Annotated in this window: 10 protein-coding genes; 2 read left to right on the top strand and 8 right to left on the bottom strand. The window is 46.0% G+C overall.

Annotation, left to right across the window (positions count from 1 at the left end; genetic code table 11):
• Positions 1 to 118: 118 nt before the first annotated feature.
• Positions 119 to 1,282 (top strand): IS4 family transposase, encoded by a 1,164-nt coding sequence (locus tag OCV81_RS15650; RefSeq protein ID WP_148330857.1) that lies wholly within the window; start codon positions 119 to 121, stop codon positions 1,280 to 1,282.
• 63 nt (positions 1,283 to 1,345) lie between these two features.
• Here OCV81_RS15650 and OCV81_RS15645 read toward each other — a convergent pair whose 3' ends face one another.
• Positions 1,346 to 3,580 (bottom strand): TonB-dependent receptor, encoded by a 2,235-nt coding sequence (locus tag OCV81_RS15645; RefSeq protein ID WP_148330856.1) that lies wholly within the window; start codon positions 3,578 to 3,580, stop codon positions 1,346 to 1,348.
• 140 nt (positions 3,581 to 3,720) lie between these two features.
• Between OCV81_RS15645 and OCV81_RS15640 the strand changes: the two genes are divergently transcribed.
• Positions 3,721 to 3,855: a hypothetical protein gene (locus OCV81_RS15640; RefSeq protein ID WP_262640427.1), complete on the top strand. Its 135-nt coding sequence runs from the start codon at positions 3,721 to 3,723 to the stop codon at positions 3,853 to 3,855.
• A gap of 277 nt (positions 3,856 to 4,132) precedes the next feature.
• On the opposite strand, the gene OCV81_RS15635 is transcribed toward OCV81_RS15640, so the two are convergent.
• The 7 genes from OCV81_RS15635 to OCV81_RS15605 form a co-directional block, all read right to left on the bottom strand.
• Entirely contained in the window at positions 4,133 to 6,613 is a 2,481-nt protein-coding gene (locus OCV81_RS15635) for a zinc-dependent metalloprotease (RefSeq protein ID WP_148330859.1), read from the bottom strand.
• 10 nt (positions 6,614 to 6,623) lie between these two features.
• Positions 6,624 to 8,051: a RagB/SusD family nutrient uptake outer membrane protein gene (locus OCV81_RS15630; protein WP_148330855.1), complete on the bottom strand. Its 1,428-nt coding sequence runs from the start codon at positions 8,049 to 8,051 to the stop codon at positions 6,624 to 6,626.
• Positions 8,052 to 8,072: 21 nt separating this feature from the next.
• Positions 8,073 to 11,654 (bottom strand): SusC/RagA family TonB-linked outer membrane protein, encoded by a 3,582-nt coding sequence (locus OCV81_RS15625; protein ID WP_262640423.1) that lies wholly within the window; start codon positions 11,652 to 11,654, stop codon positions 8,073 to 8,075.
• Positions 11,655 to 11,668: 14 nt separating this feature from the next.
• Entirely contained in the window at positions 11,669 to 12,823 is a 1,155-nt protein-coding gene (locus tag OCV81_RS15620) for a FecR family protein (protein WP_148330854.1), read from the bottom strand.
• 64 nt (positions 12,824 to 12,887) lie between these two features.
• Entirely contained in the window at positions 12,888 to 13,448 is a 561-nt protein-coding gene (locus OCV81_RS15615; RefSeq protein WP_148330853.1) for an RNA polymerase sigma factor, read from the bottom strand.
• 148 nt (positions 13,449 to 13,596) lie between these two features.
• The gene (locus OCV81_RS15610) at positions 13,597 to 15,981 is read right to left on the bottom strand and encodes an FtsX-like permease family protein (RefSeq protein ID WP_148330852.1); all 2,385 of its coding nucleotides are present in this window, start codon (positions 15,979 to 15,981) and stop codon (positions 13,597 to 13,599) included.
• A 35-nt stretch (positions 15,982 to 16,016) separates the two neighbouring features.
• Complete coding sequence (locus OCV81_RS15605; protein ID WP_148330851.1) at positions 16,017 to 18,365, bottom strand: ABC transporter permease; 2,349 nt, start codon at positions 18,363 to 18,365, stop codon at positions 16,017 to 16,019.
• Positions 18,366 to 18,817 lie beyond the last annotated feature (452 nt).

Here is an 18,817-nt window from a genome sequence, read left to right as displayed (position 1 = left end):
CATTAGTGTCCACTAAAAAATCATAGTAGTTCTTTGAAATTATTGAGATTCAATTTGTTATGAGTAATTTTGGGGAGAACGGATTTGAATTTACTTTTGTCGTAATATTCAGACCGTTATGCATAAAGAGCCATATGTTTTTGCCCAATTAATCAAGTTCCTTGACCGGAGTAAATTCAATCGTATCGTTACTAAGTATGGAGGTGACAGATACATTAAGAGCTATACCTGTTGGAACCAACTACTTACAATGATGTTCGGTCAGCTTTCCAATCGGGAGAGCCTCCGGGATCTGATTGTGGCTATGGAAGCTCATGCAGGGAAACTTTACCATCTCGGAATCGGGAAGTCTGTAACGCGCAGCAATCTTAGCAAGGCCAATGAGCAGCGTGACTGCCGGATTTTCGAGGAGTATGCAACCTTCATGATAGCCGAGGCTCGCAAGCGCAGAATCAATAAAATCTTCGAGCTTGACGGCCATGTTTATGCATTTGACTCTACTACGATTGACTTGTGTCTATCGGTGTTTGGATGGGCCAAGTTTCGTAAGCAGAAAGGTGGAATCAAATTGCATACGCTCTACGATATTGAAGCAGAAGTTCCTGCGTTTGTGCATATTACACCTGCTAACGTTCACGATTCAAAGATTATGCCCGAGATTCCATACGAACCTGGAGCGCATTATATATTTGATCGTGGGTACAACGATTTTGGCAATCTTTATACGATAAATCGCATAGGCGCCTCCTTCGTTGTACGAGCCAAAAGCAATGTACGGGTTAAGCCCAAAACCTGGAAACGAAGATTGCCGGAATGTGTCGTTTCAGATGTAATCGGATACTTTACGGTTTATAAAAGTTCTAAGGACTACCCTGAAGAACTTAGAAAACTCATCGTTGAAGACCCTGAAGATGGTACACGATACATCTTCCTGACGAACAATTTTGATGCATCAGCGGAATTCATATCATTGCTCTATCGAAACAGATGGAGTGTTGAACTGTTCTTCAAATGGATAAAACAGCATCTCCGAATTAAGAAATTTTGGGGAACATCAGAAAACGCTGTCCGCATACAAATCTATTGTGCGATAATCACTTACTGCTTAGTGGCAATCGTGCAACACGATATGAAATTAGAGCGCAGCATCTATGAGGTTCTTCAAATTCTCGGAATATCATTGACGGACAAAACACACCTTAGTGACTTGTTCGACAAATCGAATTTCAAAAATGTCAAAGACCGATATGGTTCAAGTGAACCGAATTTATTTAACTTTTAACCTTGTCCATTTTTAGTGGACAGTAGTGAAATGGTGAATGTAAAAAATTAGTTTTAATCTAAATTAGTTTCTTGCCCAGTTAAACCGAATGCCGATATATCCTTTTGCTCCGTGCATTGGTCCCCATACCATAGTGGCATCGAAGGCATCGCCCCAGGGGTTGTCTGCTCCAATAATCGGATTCTTTTGGGTAAAATTGGTCAGGTTTTCTCCTCCGATATATACAGACCATCTGCGGAAATTGCGGGTAATCTGCATGCTTAATTGTCCAAAGGATTTGTAGCGCGCATCCCAGGAAGCATTGCCGTTTTCCAGTGTGTAAGGTGTCGGCATACGGCCTCCTCCGTTCTGTTGCCAGGTGACATCAAACTGCCATTTGCCGAGGGGAGTTTTGTAAGAGGCAGTAATCAAGCCTTTGTATCTGCCGGTCAGCGGCTTTTCGTATAAAATACCGTTGATTTCATTTTTCACATATGTCATTCTCCATGCGGCTGTCAGGTTGAAACCTTGGAAGAAAGGGTAAGTGGCTTCTACCTGAAATACATGAGAATACGACTGTCCGTTCAGGTTGGAGAAGATGACCGCATGGGGATTGGTTTCCATATCTACTACCACCTGATTGACAAACTGTGTGTAATAATATTCCCCATTCAGGTTTAATGTCTTTCCACATACCGGAAGATAGCTGGCGATGCTGAATCCGTAATTCCAGGCTTCTTCCTGCTTTAAGTCCTTGTCAATCTGGATGCTTCTGCTACTAGCCAGTAGGAAATTGTTTTCGGCCAACACATGATTGGTGCGGTAACCTTTTCCGGCAGAAGCACGGAAAGTGACGTAGTCATTGGGTGCATAGCGGATGTTTGCACGTGGAGTGACAAAAAAGCCGTACATGTCGCTGTAATCGCCGCGCAACCCCAGCATCAAGGTAAGCTTGTCGTTGGGAGTGTAAGTATATTGGGCATATCCACCGGTAACTGCCTCGTCATCGATGGCCTTCAGCGGAGTGTCTGCTACGTTGTTGGTCAGGCGGTAATCTTGGTCGTAACGGTCGTAGTTGAAGCTGAGTCCGGCCGACAGGGCATGCTGGTCTGTGAAGTTGCTTTCAAAGATAAGCGACGCATAGGCATTTTGCTGGTTCACATTATACAACTTGTGTCCGTAGGTTGCATCCAAGTTATGGATGGTCCCGGTAGTAATCAATGCCAGGTTGGTGTTATGCTCTTTATTGAAGATATAAGCCTGCTTTACGAATGCCTCATAGCGGTCGGTATTCATGTCAATCAAGTAAGGATTGCTGAATGAATGTCCACCGTGTGAAACCTGTCCGCTGGTACGTTGTTCGTTGAGGGCCTTGATACCCGCTTGGAACAGATATTTACTACCCATGTAGGCCCAGCGATTGAAGAAGTTGTACTGTTCCACTTCGGGGATATCGGTGAATCCGTCTCCGTTGGCATCGTGCGCTTTCGTTTCGTTTTCGTAGTGAGCCAGTAGCATGGTGCTCCATTTGTCATTCAGCTTGACCGTTGCATCGGCATTGGCTTCGTAACGGCTGGTGGTGCTGGCAAAAAGGTTGGCCGATACCCAGTCGGCCTCCGGGTTCTGTGGTTTCTTAAACTCAATGTTGATTTGTCCGGTCAGTGCTTCATAGCCGTTCTTCACGGAAGAGGTGCCTTTGCTCACTTGGATACTCTGCATCCACGGACCAGGTACGTATCCCAAACCATAGGCTGAAGATGCGCCTCTGAAATTAGGGATGTTTTCAGTCAGAATTTGTACATAGGTACCGGACAATCCCAGCAGACGAATCTGTTTGGCTCCGGTAGCCGCATCCGAATAGTTGACATCGACCGAAGGATTGGTTACAAAACTTTCTCCTAGGTTACAGCAAGCTGCCCGGAACAGCTCGTCCTTTGAGATTAGGTCAGCATTGCTCACACTGTTACGGATTTTTTGTGTTCCAGCCTTACGGGCAACCACGTTGACTTCCTGGAGTTCTACTCCTTCAGATAAGGTAATGTCGATGTATTCTTGTTCAGAAGAGATGTTCAAGGTGTCGGTGTTGAATCCGATGCAGCTTACTACCAGTTGGTTGTTTCCTTCTGCTCGTTCCAGTTCAAATGCACCGTTGGCGTCCGTACTGGTTCCTGTGGAGGTGTGCAACCAAATCAGGTTGGCTCCTGGGATGGTTTCTCCTTTCGTATCGGTCACACTGCCACTTAATGTTCTGTGAACAGTAGTGGCGTAGGTTGATAAATTCAATAATATGAATAGAAATGTAATGGATAAATGTCTCATAAAACTTGTTCTAATTAATAGCATAAATCATTGTGGAATTTATATGACATGTCGGTTAGAAACGTCGGGTGTTTCTAACGATATCTTCCATTTTGCCCTGTGGAGGGATTGGTTGCTAAATAATCAGAATGGAGTGCCGGATGAGCCTGTTTCTGCCACTCAGCGGAGGAGCATGGGACAAAATCGGATGGGACTGGAAAAATTGCACCGGGAAGAAATACCATGTAAACACTGGAGTTGATAAATCCATGGGCATTACAGCAGGCAACACATAATCTGTGTGGCTGAAATAAAATTCCGCAGTGTAATCGATTTGGAAACAAGTGCATGACGCTGACAGTTGCTGGGACGTGGTCTTTGAAGATGGAGACGCTTTGCAGCAACTGTCAGTGTCGGGTTGTATAGGAGAATGCATCAGGCATGACTTTGCTTTGCAACACTGGTCGGAGCATATATGGATATGACTCATTCCGGTACTCAGGCAAAGGATTGTAACCGATAAGATAAATATCAGAAAATGATGCAGTCGTTTCATGTCATGAATGCAGTTGATTAATTCTTAGAACCGTTTGTCTTTTCTTTATAATAATCTTGTTTGAATTTCTCTACCTCTCTCTTTAACGCAGCAAAATGGCGTTGGTTCAATAATGATTCTTCTTTTTGGGCCAGGTGCGCATCCAAATAGGATTCAACATCATCCAGATGAGACTCTACATAGAGCTTGGCATCGGAACGTGAAAATGCAGTATTGGCCTTCCGGGATTCTTCACTTTGGGGAACCAGCATGTTGAGGAGGAAGGATACATACATGCGCTCCATCTGCCGTGTGTAATAATTGACACGCTCCGGAGAGGACTCTATTGGCTTCCAAATAGCATTGAACACATCTTTCAGGTATTTATCCACAGGATAAGGTTCTGAGGCCACAAAGGATGCATTATGCAGGTTGCAGAGCAGTCCGGGAGCCAGTAGAAATGAGATGACAGAACTTTGACGGTCGAAGATTTCTGTGACGGGATCTACCTTGGAAATATGTTCCAGCACATCTTGCGGATACAACCAGAGAGGTGCTTCAAACAGATTCCGGCCAAACCATTCTATGGCTTCTTTTTGTCTGGAAGCAGGAACCCAGTCCTTAAATCTGGAGCCGGGAAGATTGCCTTGGTAATAGCGTCCGATATTTTTCTGTACATGTCCGATGTAGCGTATGTATTGGGCTCTTACGGCATTATAAATTGTATTCAGGTCGTCGTATTGTTCATCCGGCTGGTGTGTCCACTCTGTAATATGTTCCATCACTCGCTTCAGGTTCTGGATACCATATTCATTGGCCTTCATGTTGTTGTCGCCCAGATCCTCGCTCTGGCTTCTTGGATCGTTGCCTTTTCCTTCATCTCCTACATAGAACAGGCGTGGGTCTGCTTTCAGCTTCTGAGTGACAAGAGTGCGTAAAGCGTGTTTTTCATCCTCTGGGTCCTTAAACTCCGGATGCCATCTGTATCCCCAGTCAATTGCCCATTTGTCGTATACTCCGATACGTGGAAACAACCCTTTCGGGGAGATATGGTCTTCGGGTTGCGCTACATAGTTGAAACGGGCATAGTCCATAATAGAGACTGTATGTCCGTTCTTTTCTACCCATTTCTTGTTACGCAGGTTCTCCACGGGGGTAGCTGAACTGGCTATCATGTTATGACGCAAGCCGAGGGAGTGACCTACTTCGTGGGAAGATACAAAACGAATCAAGGTCCCCATCAGTTCGTCATCAAAATTCATAGTACGTGCGCGTTTGTCCAAAGGACCGCATTGCACCATATACCATTTTTTCAACAGGTTCATTACGTTATGGTACCAGCAGATATGACTTTCGATAATTTCTCCGCTACGTGGGTCTACAATGCGGGGACCGTATGCATTTTCTTTCTCGGAAGGAAGGTAGCGTATCACGCTGAACCGTGCATCGTCCAGACTCATCGTGGAATCGTTGGGCCATTCTTTAGCTATAATGGCATTCTTGAATCCGGCGGCTTCGAATGCTACATTCCAGTCTTCCACTCCCGCTTTCAGGTAAGGAATCCATTTGGCCGGTGTGGCTGGGTCGATGTAGTAGACAATGGGATGCTTCGGCTCGGTCGGCAATCCTTTGGCGTAACGGGCTGGGTCTTTGGGTTCCAGCCGGTAACGGTGAATCAGGCTTTCGGCCTCGGTCTTTTGTTGTGTGTCGGAGAAAATGGTAAAAGCATTCTGGAAATAGCCTACCCGATTGTCTGCCAGACGCGGACGCATAGGTGTTTTAGGGAGCAGTACCATACTGGTATTCAGCTTGAGTGTGACTTTTCCGCTTTGTGCAGCTGGATATTTTCCTGATGACACCGCATACGTACGCAAGGTCTGTACCTCCGTATTGATAGGATACGTCTTGACGGTATCCATAAAGCAGTAGTCTTTTTGAATACTGTTTACGTTCAGGATTTTTTTATCATTGGTCGTAAAACCACATACTTGGTTATCTTCCAGAAAGAAACTGGTCACTTTGATGAGTTGTGCATGAGTTTTAGGATTACGTCCGATTACCGTGAATTTGCTGATAATCGGGTCGACGGTTGATTCCTTCAGTGATTGTGAAATATGGTCTTTATCTTCTGCAAACTGGGTTTGTACGTATTCTCTTAGAAATAAAGTTTTGGTGTCATGTTGTTCCAAATAGATTACGCAATGATTCACTTCTTCTCCACTCAATAAATTGAAGCCTTGGGGAACGGCTTTAAAGCGGGTGACTGCCAGTATGTGGCGTTTTAAGAGGGAATCGGGTACCTCAAAATACCAGTCGTCTTTAATATGACGAACGGTGAACATTCCCACCTTTTCGCTGTGGTCATCTTTTACAAGTTTGGTATATTCATCTTCACTCACCTTGGTGGTGTCTGCCTGGGCGAGATGAGAAGAGGCTTTTGCCGGATAAGCATAGAGAGAAACACTGACCGGCTGAAAAGCCAGTCCGGTCAATGCGGCTATGAGTAATTGTCTGTACATCTGTTTTCTATTATTCATCGGTGTTGAGTGTTAAATTCGGGTTCTTTGTGCGTGCATCTTTGGGGAACGGAATGACGTACAAGCGTGAATCGGGCGCCAAAGTATAGGTCTGACTGGGAACCTCGGTGGATACCAGCGGGAAACGACGGGTTTGCGTCTTGGCATATTCCGGTTCCGTGTTCAATCTTTTCAAGTCCCAGAAACGGTTGAATCCGAACAAAAGTTCTTTTCTCCGTTCGTCAATGACAAGTCGGACCATCTCCTCTTTAGTTGAAGGCTGTGAAGGAACGGCTTCTTCTCCTTTGATGCGTTTGACTCTCAAGTCGCACAATGCCTGCATGGCTCCATCCAAATCATTCAGGCGAGCTTTCGCTTCGGCTAGAATCAGGTATACTTCGGCTGTACGCATGCCGACAGTCATATATTGGAATTTTGAATACGTGATGGAAGAGTTCCAAAGGGCTGCTCCTGAACCTTCATCAAAATAATAAGGACTGTTGCCTGTTGTGCGGAAAAACATTGTGAAGCGTGTATCGTTTTCATCGAATAGCTGAACGAGTTCAGGGCTGATCATACCGTAGCAGTAGGTCGGGTTGTCGGAATAGCTTCCCATGTAGGCATAGTTTAATACTTCCGGATTGCCGCCTTTTGCATAGGTATTATCCGATAATGGACCTCCATTGTTTTCCAGGGCGACGTAGTCAATCAGGTCACTTTTCAATTTCAATGACTCTTCTGCCGCGTTTTTGGCTTTTTCCCAATCATGATGGAACAGATAGACTTTGGCTGCCAGGGCATAGCCGAAGGCTTTGGACGGGTGGTATACATTCGACGGATTCTCCTGCAGATAGGGGAGCGCCTCTTCTATATCTCGGATGATGAAATCGTAGACTTCGGCTACCGTTGATTTGACCGGTACCGCTTCCAAGTCATATTTATCCATAATGGCTACGCCTCCATCTGTAGCAGCGGTAGCAGGATTATATGCCTTGGCAAAGGTATTGATTAGAATAAAGTGGTCCCATGCCCTGAAGATTCTGGCTTCCGCTTTGGCTACTTCCTTGAGTTCCGGATTGCCCAGACTTTCGTCTATCAGTGAAATGACGATATTTGAGCGAAGAATGTAGGAATAACAGTTGGCATATAAGTTGTTGTCACTTAATTCTTTTCGGTCGGCTGCTTCGTTGAAGGTCATATTGATTCCGTCCCAACTGATAAATTCATTTCCTATGATATTGGATTCTTTGGCCCACGTGTTATCACTGAGAAGAGCAAAAGCAGAAGGATAATAACATCTGTTGGGCAATACAATCAGGTCATAATAAGTGGCTGTTGAATCAACCGTTTTTTTACCTGTTGGAGTGATGTCAATGTATTGTTCACAGGATATAAGTCCCAATGTAATACAAGACAAGAGAATATAAATGAGCTTATGCATAATTGTCTGTTTTATATAAAGTTAGAAACTTGTTGAAATACCGATGGAATACGTTCTAGGAATAGCCATTCCTCGTGTTCCAGAGTTCAGACTATAGCTTTCTGGGTCGATTCCTTTGCCTGCTTTGCACCATGTGAACAAATTATCTACCTGAAACTTGAAACGCAAGGAATTGAGTCGCATCTTCTTACAGATAAAGGTAGGCATGGTGTATCCTATGCTCAGGCTGCGCAGCTTGAAATAATCAGCGTCTTTTACATTGAGATTGCCATATTTCCACCAGTTGTCGAGGGTGCTGGCATAGGTCCGGTTTTCAGTCGGCATATCCATGTACATACGTACATTGGCATTGGGATTATCGGCATCCCATCGCGCCGCTATTTCTTCGATGGTTTGAGAACCTGCCATATCGTTCATGCTGATGACGCAGTTACGCATCTTGTGACCGCCGGCAAACACAAAGAATGCATTGAAGTCAATGTTTTTATAACCGATTCTCCAAGTGAAGGAACCGTTGTATTTTGGGGTCAGTGTACCCATATTCACCAAATTCTCCGTTCCTTGCATCGTTGTTTTGATGTCTTTGACCGTTCCATCTTCATTAAATGTAATCAAGTCATTTCCGTCTTTATCTACCGCAATCGGATACCCGTTTTCTATGCGGTCTATGCGATAGGCCCATAACGTATTGTAGCTGGTTCCTTCGATGAAATAGTTTTGCGGACTCAGAATGAAGCTGGTAGATGAAGCCGTCGCATCGTGGTCTACTTTAGTCATCTTGTTTTTGTTGTATGAAAAGTTAAAGTCCACGCCCATGTTCCAGTCTTTTTTCCGGACGATATCCAGCATCAAAGACAATTCCACTCCTCGGTTACGCATCTTTCCGTTGTTGACCACGCGTGAGTCAGCGCCGATAGTAGGATCCATGTAACGTCTGACAAGTAGGTCGGAGGCACTACGATTATAGTATTCAATACTACCTCTGATTTTGTCGTTCAAAAAACGGAAGTCGAGTCCCATATTATAAGTCGCTGTCTTTTCCCATCGCAATTGTGGATTAGGCAAGTCATCGTCTTCATACGTGAGATAATTGGTCTTGATGGGGTTACTCTGCACTTTTTGCTTGACCACAAAGTAGGTGGTAGAACTTTGGTCTACGTTTCCGTTGATACCATAGGTAACACGTAGTTTCAAGTAATTCAGCCAGTCAATGTTTTTCAAGAAAGATTCTTCCGATAAAGTCCATGAACCTCCGACAGACCACAACGGATGACGCTGGTTACGGATGTCCAATCCGAACAGGTCGGCTTGGTCCCAGCGCAAACTTCCTGAGATGTTGTATTTTGACTTGTAGGAATAGTTGGCATTGGAATAGAATGAGGCGTATCGGTGACGGGTTTCCTGCAACGTGTTGGGCAGTCCGTTTAGTTTGATGGTAGAACCAGACAAGGCACTGGTGCCCACACCGTCTTCAAAGTCCTGCCAGTTCATGATGTCGGACGTCAGTGTTTGTGGGTCGTATCCATAGAGTAACTGCAGGATGGGTTTGGGAATTTTGTTTTCCCGAAATTCCAATCCGGCGATGGCTGTTACGGTATGGTCTTTCCACGTTTTGTCAAAATTAATCTGATTACGCAGAATGTAGCGGCGGCTGCCCAGTTCTGAACGGTATAAACGTCCTCCGTCGGGCATGTGGGATACGCCGTCTGTATCAATCATACTGTTGTAGGTCATGCGCATCTGATAAGAATCTACGGAATCAAATAATTCACTTTGTCCGTAGTTCCATTCATATTGATACATCAGGTTGTAGGTGAACATTTTCAGGAACTTGGCCTGCAGACTGAAGAAAGGACGTATGCTTAAATCTTGTGTCTCTGTCATTCCTTCGTACAAGGCATCAAGCACATTGAATCCGAATGATTTGTAGGGCTCCGTGTTTTCATACATGCTGACTACGCTGCCATTATAAGCGCTGCCGGTATATCCGCTTACATTGACATAGGGACTGATGTACCGGTTTCCATCGGCGTCGAGTATGCGTTCATATCGTTGTTGCAGGGTATAGCTGGTATAAGCACCGTTGGCGGTATTGCCATGGCTTAGGTTCGCATCGATGCCGAGGTTCAATGTCAGCCAATGGGTGAGGGCATAATTGGATTTGTAGTATAAGGAGAACCGGTCATTGCTTTCTGAAATGATACGTCCTTTTTCTTTTTCGTAGCTGAAAGAGGTGTAATGGTTGCTTTTTCCTCGTTTCTGCGAAATGTTGATGTTGTAACGCTGGCGCAGAGAAGTTCTCCAGGCATTATCCCGGAATTCTTTATAATAATCGTTGTTTCTCCATTGACTGAGGGTAGCATTGACTTCTTCTTGGCTTAGCTTGCCAGTGGATTGGTCCTGATACAATTGAAATAAAGGATTATAGTATCCTGACCGGTAGCTGGACAGAAAGTTTTCAATACTGCCGGCTTCTGCTACATTGTCATTGAATACCGCCGTCTGATAATCGATGATGTCACTCGTAGAGGCCAGATGAAGATTGTCAAAGCGGGGCTTGGTGGTAATGAACCAGTCTGCATTTATATTGACGGCAGTCTTTTCCTGGCTTGCCTGTTTGGTGGTGACCACAATTACTCCGTTGGCGGCTAATGCTCCATAAATACTGGCTGCCGCTGCATCTTTCAATACAGTAATGCTTTCCACGTTGTAGGGGTTGATGTCGTTCAAGGTCATGTTGGTAGGCATGTCGTCAATGACAATCAACGGTGAGGTACCAACTTCGCTGGAGAAAGTACCCACACCTCTCAGTACCGGAGTCATATCGCCGGTGTTGGGATTGATGTTCATCTGGAGTCCGGCAATTTTTCCTTCCAGTGAGGAACTCAGGTCACTGTGCATCTGTCGGTTCAGGTTTTCGGAGTTGATGAACCCGTAGGCAGCCGTCGACCGTTCCCGGCTGATATGCTGATAACCTGTGACAACAACTTCCGACATCAGATGAGTGTTTTCTTCAAGGATAAAGGTGTTTGTGGAGTTGAGTTTTACTTTTTGTTCAATACTTTTTTTCCCAATATAGGAAATCTGCAAAGTGACTTTCCCGTTATTGGAATGAATGTGTTCCAAGCGGAACCGGCCATTCATGTCGGTAGCCAGTCCTTGCCGGGTTTCTTTTACGACAACAGTGGCGCCAATCACGGCTTCTCTGGATTCATCGAGGATTTGTCCGGCAATGAATCCTTCCTGTGAGCGTAGAGTAGGTTGCTTTACCTGAATAGTGTAAATCCCGTTGTGGTAGGTGTAAGTCAGGTTGGTTCCTTTCAGCAAGAACGTGATGACATCGTTCACTTCCCTGTTCCGGAATGAACAGGCCTTGCATTTAATGTTTGAAGCCACATCCGTATTGTATACTAGCTGGATATTGTTTCCTTTCATGATTTGTTGGAAAGCCTGATCCAGGTTGCCTTGTTTGATGTGTACGGTTACTTGCTGTGCCCACATTTCTCCAGGTAATATGGAGGCAAGGCCTAAGCCGAAGGCCATAAGTACCTTCCCCAACCGTTGGGTGCTACTTTTGTAAGAACTTGCATGTTTGTGTCTCATCGTTGTATAGTATTTTATTGTGTAATAATGATTTCTTTTTGGTTTATCCGGAATTTGATGCCGGTGCTGGCTTCATAACTTTGCAACAAGATGCGTATGTCTTCTTGGCGGTTCAGTCGTCCGGACAATCTGATGTGACGTATTTCATCGGATTGGAATACAGGGGTGAAGTCATACCAGCGTGACAGCGTATTCATAATATTTTCCAGTGTTTCTCCTTTGAATATAAACTGATGATTGATCCAAGACGTGTAAATCAGGGTATCTACCTCCTGCACATCGATGTGGTCATATTGTGTATGGTAGACTACACGTTGTGAGGGACGTAACCGGACTGATTTCCCATGGGGCGATTGATATTCAATACTGCCGCTCACCAATACAGCCGAAAAATCTTCCTGATCATAGTCGGTGACATTGAACCGGGTGCCATACACGCGTATATCTCCTCCGGAAGTCGTGACTGTAAAGGGGTTTCGGGTGTCCTTCGTCACGTCAAAGAAAGCTTCGCCCTTGAGGTATACATGCCGCCCTTCTTTGTCGAAATTCTCCGGGAAGCGTAAGTTGCTTTTGGAGTTGAGCCAGACTTTGGTTCCGTCGGGCAGTACGTACTGGAATTCTCCTCCTGCAGGTACGCTTAGTTCGTGATAGGCGATCTGGTCTGCTTCTTTGAGGGCATCGGCTTGTGCCACTTGTTGAAGTAGTGTGTGCAGGCTGTCCGGATTAGTAGATTGCATGTCGAATTGCCGTCCGTCTGCCAGCGTCAGTATGGCAGCTGTGCTGCCGGGCTGAATCAGACTGACAGGAGTCGGGGGCTGTGCAGGCTGTGATGTGTGTTCAGGAAAACGGAATAAAACTGCGAGGAGTATGCAGGCTGCCGTCCCGATAGCTATGAATGTGTGTTTCCATAAGCGACGATGTGAGGACTGGAGGCGTTCCTTCTCAAAACGTTCGGCCATACGTGAGCCGTAGCCGCTTTTCTCCAGAAGCCATATTTGTTCTACCAAGTCTGTTTCTTCTACGTTCTGGTAGGTTTGCTGGTTTTGCGTCGATGTCTCCAACCATTGGTCGAGTTGGGCATTCTCCTCATCGGTGAGTTTATCTCCTAAAATACGACGGGCAATGAGTGAAGCTATTTCTTGTGGGGTTTCCATTTCTTTTGGCTGCATTGTTTTATTAAATAGACTGCAGGGATAAAAGAAAAGGATGACAGCTTATAGAATTTTTAACATTTCAATAAGCTAGTAGCAGAAGCAATAACAGGAAATCCTCTTTGGATAATAGGCTGGACAGACGTTTTAAAGCTCTGTATTTTACGGTTTTTACGGTATTGATAGACAAGTCTAATTCTTGTGCGATTTCGGGTATACTTTTTCCTTCCATACTCATCAAAAGAACTTGATTGCTTTGTTTGGATAATTTTTTTAATGCCTCGGTGATGAGCTGGGTACTTTCCATTTCCACAATATGATGGAAAAGAGAGCTGTCTGAAGGTATTTCTTGTATTTCTGGGGATTCTATTGATACCTTATGCGTCGGGGTGGATGCTTGTTTGTCCAGGATGGTGTGATAGAGGAGGGTGTAGAAGTAATTGCGTAATGATTTTACTTCACCGATGGATTTGCGGTGAGTCCATAATTTGATATAGGCCTCTTGCAGGAAGTCGTCAATTATATCAATGTCTTTTACGTAACGACTGGCAAATACACGGAATAAAGCTGAATTTGTTTCGATAAAGATTTTCATGCAGCGTTCGTCCCAGATTGACAAGTCGGAAGGTAATTCGTTCTCCATTTTATTGTTTCTCCTTGTTTCTGTTTCGCAAAGTAAAACAAAAACATAGAATTTATATGTGTTTTGTTGAAAAAAAGAATGGATTATCCACTTCTTCTAAATAAAAAGAATAGGATAACCCATTTAAAGTTGACAGATGTTTCTTCTGTTATTCCGACTTCAGACAGTCTATCGGATTGCTGGTGGCTGTCCGGTAATTCTGTATCGTAATGGTGACCAAGGTGATGGCGCTGATAAGCAGGCAGGTGCAGAGGAAGACCCAAGGCGAGATGGGAATCCGTTCATTGAACTGCTTCAGCCATTCTGATACGGCATACCAGGCGATGGGACTGGCGATGAGGGAACATACCACTGAGAGTATCAGATAGGAACGTCCGAACATCCAGAGGATTTGCTGGATGGAGGCTCCGTAGACCTTGCGTACGCCGATTTCTTTCTGCCGGTGTTCGGCCTCAAATATAATCAGGCCAAAGACACCTACCAGTGAAATGAGGATGGCCAGCAAGCTGAACCAGGTAATGATTTTTTGCTGGTCGGTTTCCTTCTGATACAGTTGTCCGTATATTTGGTCATAGAACTTCACTTCGGTGGGATAACCGGTGAAGCAGTCGCTGATGGTCTCGCGGATGTGTTTCAGGGCAGTGTCCATGTCGCTCCCAGCTTTTACGCGGACATAGGCAAACGGCAAGACTTGGTTGCTGTAGGCACCGTTGGGGCAGAATACGTAAGGCACGGGATTCATCTTTAATGAAGTAAACTGCACGTTGTTCACATATCCTTTGAGGAGGGCCTTCATTCCCCACGAGGAAAAGTCGAGTGTCTCTCCTGCCGGAATACCGCTTTCTTGCTGCAAGTCTTGTGTGGCGATGAAGTTCAGCTGGGAGGTGTAAATGGAATCGCTGGGCAGGAAGTCGCTTCCCGACAGGATGTGCAGACCCATGACACGGCAGAAATTGGGAGTGACGTCAATATACAGATGCCCGTATTGAGTCCCTTTGTAGGTGAAAGCATATTGCGTGTATCCTTCGCTGGCCCCCAGTTCCCATTTGGCATAGGCGATGTCGTCGATTTCCGCAAAACTCTTCAGCTGGCTGTCAAACTTGCGGTAAGGACTGCTGTGGAAAGGCTGTTGGGGGAGGGAAGCTACCAGTATCTGGTCTTTGTCGATGCCCAGGTCATGGTTGCGCATGAAGCGGTTCTGCAGGAAGATGAAAGCGGCAGTAGTAATCAGGGCGAACGAAACGATGTACTGGAAGCCGATGAGTATCGTACGCAACCGTTGTCCTTTTCCACTCAGGGCGTAGTTGCCTTTCAGCACGAGGGCAGGCGGGAAGGAGGTCATGTACCACGCCGGATACAGTCCTGCCACGATGCCGGTGAGTAGGGCTATCAGTCCGGTGTAGACCACGTATTTCCAGTAGACAAGCAGGGAGGGCGTGAAGCCCATGAAGGATAGTACGTTCAAGTGAATCAGGGCGGCCACGATGCACAATGACAGCAACCAGCTGACCAGTACGATGACGACCGATTCGAGGGTCAAGGCACGGCGCAGTTCTCCGTTGGTACTTCCCAGCACTTTCTGGGTGTTGATGCTGCGCATGCGCACCGGAGCCAGTGCTGTACTGAAATTGATGAGGTTGATGCACGCAATGAGGATGATCAGGAAGCCGATGCTTACCAGCAAGGTCATGGTGCTGCGGCTGCCCGTCTTGAAGTAGTAGGGGGAATACATGTCATAATACAGTTTCTGTATCGGGAAGACATAGAGTTTCTGTGTGCCTGGATCCCCGGTGAACAATCGTGCGTCGGCCCCTGTAGCCGTAATCTGTTGGTTGACTTCTTCTACGCTGACGCCCGGTTTCAGCAGAAAGAACGCATAGAAGTTCTGGCTGCCCCAGTCGTTCTCCTGCAGCTTTCCCATCGGTACGAAGAGGTCGTTCTTGAACTGGCAGTTCTCGGGGAGGTCTTCAAAGATACCGCATATCCGGAACTTCGTGGCTTCCGGGCTTCGCCAGTCTGGGGTGTCTGCATACAGATAGGAGCCCAAGGCATTTCCTTTGGGGAACAGCTTGCGGGCATAGCTCTCGGAGATAATGACACTTTCCGGCTGGTTCATCTCCTGGTTGCTGCCTTCCACGAACTTCAGTCCGATGATTTTGCCGAAATCCGGATATACGGCCCACGGTTCCTCGTAGAAATATTGCGGATTCTTGGGGTCGGTGTAGAAAGCCTGCTTGGACCAGGCGGGGGAATAGATGGTACCGTATTCGATGCCGGGCACTTGCTGGATGAGGTAGTCGATGGGGCCTCGGGGAAGCATACTGACATAATTGCTTCCTTTGGATTGTGACAGGTTCAGCATGACCAAGCGGTCGGCATGGGGATAGCAGGTATCGAAATTGCGTTCGTAGCTCACCTTCATCATGAGCAGGACAAAGGCGGCAAATGCAGCCGAAAGTCCCAGGAGGTTCAGCACGGAGGCGGTCCGGAAGCGCTTCAGGGTGTAAAATAGGTTTCGTAAAATGGTTTTCATATCGTTGCTATTTTATGTTTTGGGTTTGATAGGAATTATTCAGTCTTCAGGTTGCACACCGGATTTTCCCGTACGGCCTTTCGGCTGATGAGCCAGACGGAGGCCAGGGAGATGAGGCTCACAATCAGGAAGGAGGCAATTGGTACCCACCAGGGGAAACTGCTTTCGTAGGTCACAATCTTGTCTATTTGGTGGATTCCCATATACATCAGCGGGATCGCAATCAGCAGGCTGATAACGAGTGAGACAGCAGAGAATTTCATCAGTTGGAGCATCTCGTGGCGGCTGTCGGAACCGAAGACTTTGCGGATGGCAATGTCGCGTTTCCGCTGGGCGATGAAATAGATGCTCATGGCGGTCAGGCCCAACAGGGAGATGACCAGTGCCGCACAGGTGAAAATGCGAATCAGCTGGCTCATGCGGCTAATATTCTCATAGATGTCCTGCATCAGGGTGTCATACCATTTTGATTCAAACGGGTACCCGTCTATCACCCTAGAATAGAGCTGGTCGAGTTGCTTTTTGTAAGTTTCCAGTTGGCCGTCGCGTACTTCCACCAGAATGTTCCAGGGACTTATGCTGTCGGCAGGAGCAATTTGCATGCGCAGCGGGTGAGGGTCTTTTTCTAACAGGGAGCGGATTTGAAAGTCTTTGAATTCGCCGGTGATGTTCCAGGAATAGTTCCCGTCACTGCTGTTAACATGGTCGGTAAAGCCCAGCTGTTTCAGTTTCTTCATGGCCGATTGGCTCACCAGGTAATTGTGCGTATCGAATCCGGCATGACGGTCGTCCGTGATTTGGATGTGAAACATGTCGATAAAGGCCGAATCAACAATAAATGTCTGGAAGCTCAGCACCTGGATACTGTCTGCGGAGTTAAAGTTCATCGTGTCGTTGTTGCCTCCGTCCAAAGGAGTACCGCTTGAAAAACTGACGCGCTTCACAAAGGGGAGTTTTTGAGCTTCGTGGCGGAAGAGTTGCAACTTTTGGTCGTTGGACATTCGGGGATAAGAGAGTACATTTCCGTATTCATATCCTAATGGGGCGTGCAGGATGCGGTAAATCTGTACAGTCAGGTAGAGGGCACATCCCAACATGGCGATGGTCAGCCCGTTTTGCACGATGTTCAGCAAGCGGAGATATAACGTCTTGGTCTTCCGGCGGAAAGTACCTTTCACGATGTCCAGCGGATGATAATGCGACAGCATCGTGGCGGGCACGAAACCGGAAAGCAGGGAAAGTACGACAATCAGGAGCAGATAGCAGGATACGGTGACAGGATTTAATCCTCCTACGATGTCGAGCCGTATGTGAAGCAAGTTCATGGCGGTCGGTTCTGCAGCTTTGGCCAGCAAGAAACCCACCAGGAAGGCGAAGGTGGTCATCAGGAACGACTCGGCAATCATGCGCCAGAAAATATTTTTCTTGGAAGAACCTAGCAGGCGGCGGGTAGCCATTTCCTTTGCCCGGTAGCTGGTCTGGGCCACGCTCATACTGATGTAGTTGAAAATGGCCATGCACAGAATCAGGATACCGATGGTCAGGAAAATAAGTACCAGTTTCCGGCTGTACTGGTTAAGGTTTGCTCCAGCAGCAGGAATGTCGGAGAAATAAAAATCATGCACAGGTATAAAGCGTACTTCCTTGACGGCATCGTATTGGTAAATCCAGAAGAATTCCTTGAAGAAGCGGGCAATGTCACCGGCCTTGTCGTTGGGATTGACACCCGGATGGAAACGCAGGAAGAAGATGCAGCTGGCGGCATTGCCCAACTCGGTATTTTCTTCGCTGGCACTCCAATACACATACCGTACATTCTTATGAGGACTGAATGCTTCAATGTGGGAAGGAAAGATGGAGTTGTCAATGTCTTCTATGATACCGCTTACCGTACATTTCTGGTTGCCGAATGCTTGTTCTATGAGGGTTTTACCCAGCGCATGCTCCGTACCGAACAGCTTGATGGCGCAGGAACGTGTCAGTACGATGTTATTTTCATTGCTCAGTAAGGTTTCGGGATTCCCTTCCAGCAGATGGAAATTAAAGAACCGGAAGAAATTTTCGCGGACAAACATCATTTGTATATTCACGGGCTTGTCATTGGTTTTGACAAACTGTTCGTAGGAACCGCTCACGGCGCACCAGTCTTCTATTTCCGGATAACGGCTTTGTAGTTTGTCGCCCAGTAGGATATGACCTCCTGCCCATATTTCGCTGGCCAGTACGTAAGTGCGGTCTGCGTCTTTCATGTCTTTGTCTACAGTGAGTTGTCGGGTTACCATGTGGCTGATCAGCAGGAAGAACATCAGGGAGATGCTCAACCCGATGACGTTGACAAAAGTGAAGAGCTTGTTTCGTTGTAAGAATGTAAGGTAAGTTTTCATGCGCTATGGTTATATTTTTGTTTGTTGTCATTCTTGATACAATTTCCGTGCCATTATCGCAAGTAGCTGATTGATAGAATTATGCTGATTTTGCGATGAAGAAGGAGTGTCTAATTTTTTGACAATGAGTGTATGATTTTTAGACAACCGTAAGTCTTATTTCAAGAGTATAATATCCCGCATCGTGGAGTGTTGCACTTTTTCAGTTTTAATCCTTGTTCTGTTAATGGATTTTATCGGACAGTGTCAGATGGTTAATATGTGTTGTAAAACATAACTTTTCAGCTGTTTCTTTTGTGCTTTCAACAGGAATGTTTACTTTTGCACTGTGTTTTTCATAGTATTAGATTTAAGGTTAACAAAGGTTGGAGTTCAGCGGAACTCCTTTTTTTATGTCCGTACGTGAGGTCTTCTGTTTTCAATCCGCTTTTATCTTTCTGGTTTTCTGTAAG

The organism is Phocaeicola fibrisolvens (assembly GCF_025567125.1).
Taxonomy (GTDB): Bacteria; Bacteroidota; Bacteroidia; order Bacteroidales; family Bacteroidaceae; genus Phocaeicola; species Phocaeicola fibrisolvens.
Note: the sequence above shows the minus strand (reverse complement) of the source record. Positions and strands in the feature narration are given on the sequence as shown.